The following is a 3,751-nucleotide window of genomic DNA, read 5'->3' on the forward strand; positions in this document are numbered from 1 at the left end:
TGTCGGCGTTGGCCACGTTGGCGCGCTGCGGCCCGATGAGGCTGGGCGACCTGGCCGCCAAGGCCGCGGAGTCGGCCTGGGGTGCCGGCTCCGGAGTGGGCTTGAGCAAGCTGGTCGTCCGGGCGGTCACGTCGACCGCGCGGACGAGGGAGGGGTCGGTTCTGCGGGCGGTGGCCGCCAGGCCGCCGAGGGCGGTGCCCGGGACGGTCGCGGACGTGGGGGTGCCGATCGGGCCGCGCCGGGCCGGCGGAACGTGGCCCGAGCCCTCGTCGCACGCCCCTGCACCCATTTCGACCTTCCCCCGGTTTCGGCCCTCGGGTCCCGACGCCCGACTGCGGCGCCCGGCCTCTGGCGAGAGGTGTGCTCGCGACTTCGGCCGACTGTCCCCTTGTGTGTAAGGGAACCATCCCTAGCGTTGTGAGCGCAAGGTTAGTACAGTTGGATCGATCAAGCAAGGGGCGTATCCGGCGGCCCCGGTACTGCGAACGGACGAATTGGTCGCTGAACCGGAGTACGTCGTCGCGGAGTCGACTCGGGACGGTGAACGCACCAGCCGGGTGATGTCCCGAGTCGGGGGAAGCGGGCCCCCGGTTCGGACCACGAGTGGGCACCGCGAAATGATCGGGAGGCGGTCGAGTGGAATTCTTCGAGCTCCGGCGCGGTGCCGGCATCGCCTTTCGGCTTTCGCCGGAGCCCTCCGATATCGGCGGTTTGAGGACGCCTCGGCGGTGGTAGCCCACGTTCGATCACACCGTTACGGGTGGCGATGACCCGTGGACTCGGCACCACTCGGCCTGGTGGTGCGGCGGGCATCGGAAGGGGAGCACGTGGACGGCGGGCGGCGACCGGGGACCGGAGGTGTTACCGTGCCCGACCTGCACGGTCCGTCCGGTTCGCCCGAGGATCGCTGTTCGGGGAGCGGACGGGACGCCTGGTAGGCGCTCGCCCCCGATCCAGCGAAGGTCGCCGCGGAGCTGATCACTCTTCGTGATGGCACAAGCGGTTGAATCCGGGCGCTTCGCGCACACAGGTGCCGCGATGTTCACCCGCGCGGCCGTATGGGCTGACCCATACGGTTCATAGCCGTCTCACAGATTGCGGTCCTCGTTCCCGGGTAATTACCTGCGGCACCCCTCCCTGATAGCGTCTTCCGCGTTGAGAGGTTATGGGGGCCTCCCACAAAGGCCATCTGGGGTGGTGGAGATCGGCAGAACGAGCAGGACCCGCCGTATTCACGAAAAAGCGAGTGGTTAGGTTCGCGCCGCGCTGAAGCGGCTTTCCCTGGGGCTGCACCCTGCCGGGTCGTCGCACGTCCGGCGGCGGATGGTGCTGTGCCGCGAACTGACCGATCGCAATTCAGGCCGAAAGGTAAAAGACCGTGCATGATGCTGTCCAGCGTGCCATCAAGATGATGCGCACGAACTACTACGAGCCACTCACCCTACGCGACGTCGCCGGTGCCGCGCTGGTCAGTCCCTTCCACTTCTCCCGGTTGTTCCACGCCACCGTGGGCGTGCCGCCGGGCCGGTACCTGACCGCGGTCCGATTATTCGAGGCGAAACGCTTGCTGCTGACCACGTGGATGAACGTCGCGGACATCGTGGCGACCATCGGGTACAGCAGCGTCGGAACGTTCACCACCAGGTTCACCCGCGCGGTCGGCCTCTCGCCGACGCAGTACCGCAACCCCGAGGTCAGCGGCCTGCTCGCGGCCGTCGCGATGCCCGACTTCGGCAACCCGCTGGAGACCGGCTCGCCGGTGTTCGACGCGATGCCGATGCCCCGGTTCGGCGGCAGCGGCTCGTTGGTGGGCACGCTGGAGATCCCCGCTCGACCCGAGGACTCCGAGATCACCGTCGGTCTCATCGACGACCTGATCCCGCGCAGCGCGCTGGTGCCCAGCACCCTGGTCGAGGGCCCGCTCGACGCCGAGCTCGTCGTCGGCGCCACGGCCACCCGGTGCGTCGCGGTCGCGTTGCGCGGCAACGGCGAGCAGCTGACCCGCTCCGGCCTGAAGTTCGCCGGTGGGCTGAGCCACTCGGTCACCGTGGGGGCGGGGGAGCACCTGCGGGTGAACGTCCGGATGCGCGACCGCGTCCAGACCCCGGTGGCGGTCGGGACGGGCCGGCGCTAGCCGGTGGTGCCGGGACGCGGGCCGGTGGTACCGGGGTCGTCGCACCCCGCAAGGGTGGAGTAGACCGGGTGGTACCGGCGGAGCATCCTCGAACGATCCGCCACCCGCAGTGGCCGGGGACCGACGGGAGAACACGGTGGTCGACGCGTACCGGTCACTGCGGCACGGTGTGCACGGCCGGGCCATGCCCGGGGTCGAACTTCCGGCGCGGGGCTCCGACGACGTCACGGGTCACGGGTACGCGGCCCGTCACCCGTTCGACGCGGAGTTCCCGCTCGGAGAACTCCGTCCGGTTCCGCGGACCCGGCCGCGAAGGCGCGGTGACGGGCTCCGCGGTCGGTGACGGCCTGCCCTCCGGGAGCCGCGGCAGCGTGGCCGACGCCCCCCGACCCGGCAGACCGGATCGCACAACCGCGCGGAAGTGTGGCGCCGGCGCAACGCGGACGGGTTCCGCGCGCTGGGGCGCGTCCGACGGACGCCGCGTGCGTCGGGGGAGACCGCCGGGACACCGGTGGTTCGCCGCCGCGGCTGCTTCAGCGACTGGGAATGGGAGGGAACTGTTGTGCAGACTGCGGTAGAGCGTGCGATCGACACGATGTGGAACCGCTACCACGAACCGCTTTCACTGGCCGACATGGCGGACACCGCGATACTGAGCAAGTTCTACTTCTCCAGGGTCTTCCGGACGCTGACCGGGACCTCGCCGGGTCGGTTCCTCACCGCGATCCGGCTCACCAAGGCCAAGCAGCTGCTGCTGGAGACGTCCCTGAGCGTCACCGAGATCTCGTACATGGTGGGCTACAACAGCCTCGGCACGTTCACCAGCCGCTTCACCCGCAGCGTCGGCGTCCCGCCCGCCCGGTACCGCGCGCTGTCCCGCGGCGGCGACCTGGCCCCGTCGCCGTTCTCCGGTCCGGCCGGCGGCGCCCTCGCCGGTTCGGTGTGCGGGTGGGTCGGCGTGCCGGACACCGGGAACCCGGTGCGCGTGTACGTGGGCGCGTTCCGGGACCCGATCGCACAAGGGGTTCCGGTCGCGTGCGACATCCGTGACGGCTCGGGGCCGTACCGGCTCGACAAGATGCCGGAGGGGCAGTTCCACCTGCGGGCGGCCGTGGTGGCCGTCGACGACCTCGACCCGAACCCGTCGAAGCGCCGTCCGCTGTTCGTCGGCGCCGCGGAGGCGGTCGCGGTGCGCGCGGGCCGCACCTCAGAGGCGGACATCGAGACCAGGTCCACGTGCACCCTGGACCTGCCGATCCTGCTGGCACTGCCCGAACTGGACACCCGCAACTCGCCCGACGTCGAGCTGGCCGTGCCGGCGCCCGCTCACCGCTAGACCACCTCGCCCCACGGTGCGCCGGCACGCACCGCGGGGTTCTCCCCGCCGCAGAAGGACTTCGCGGCTCCACGCATGGAGGTTCCCGGTGCGCCGCGCAGACCTGGGCAAGTGGCTGGTGCAGCCGGCGGTGTTCGCCGCGCTGCTCGTGCTGGTCGCCGCGGGCGCCGCGATCGGGTGGCGGGCGGGCCGCTGGGTCGGCGCGGTGCTCGGCGCGGGGGCGGGTCTGCTGGTCGCCCTGCTCCTGGTGGTCGCGATCGACCGGCTCACCTCGGTGCTGG

General features: G+C 71.0%; 4 protein-coding genes. 3 read left to right on the forward strand and 1 reads right to left on the reverse strand.

The window, feature by feature from the left end; genetic code table 11:
• The coding region (locus tag AB0G02_RS31070; RefSeq protein WP_360801098.1) for a hypothetical protein at positions 1-289 on the reverse strand (289 nt) is incomplete at its 3' end.
• A gap of 1,089 nt (positions 290-1,378) precedes the next feature.
• Between AB0G02_RS31070 and AB0G02_RS31075 the strand changes: the two genes are divergently transcribed.
• The 3 genes from AB0G02_RS31075 to AB0G02_RS31085 all read left to right on the forward strand — a co-directional run.
• Positions 1,379-2,134: an AraC family transcriptional regulator gene (locus tag AB0G02_RS31075; RefSeq protein ID WP_360801101.1), complete on the forward strand. Its 756-nt coding sequence runs from the start codon at positions 1,379-1,381 to the stop codon at positions 2,132-2,134.
• A 562-nt stretch (positions 2,135-2,696) separates the two neighbouring features.
• Complete coding sequence (locus AB0G02_RS31080) at positions 2,697-3,470, forward strand: helix-turn-helix transcriptional regulator (protein WP_360801104.1); 774 nt, start codon at positions 2,697-2,699, stop codon at positions 3,468-3,470.
• 88 nt (positions 3,471-3,558) lie between these two features.
• Positions 3,559-3,751: hypothetical protein (locus tag AB0G02_RS31085; RefSeq protein ID WP_360801107.1), on the forward strand; the 193-nt coding region annotated here is incomplete at its 3' end.

The organism is Actinosynnema sp. NPDC023658 (assembly GCF_040639995.1).
In the GTDB taxonomy this organism is placed as follows: domain Bacteria; phylum Actinomycetota; class Actinomycetes; order Mycobacteriales; family Pseudonocardiaceae; genus Actinosynnema.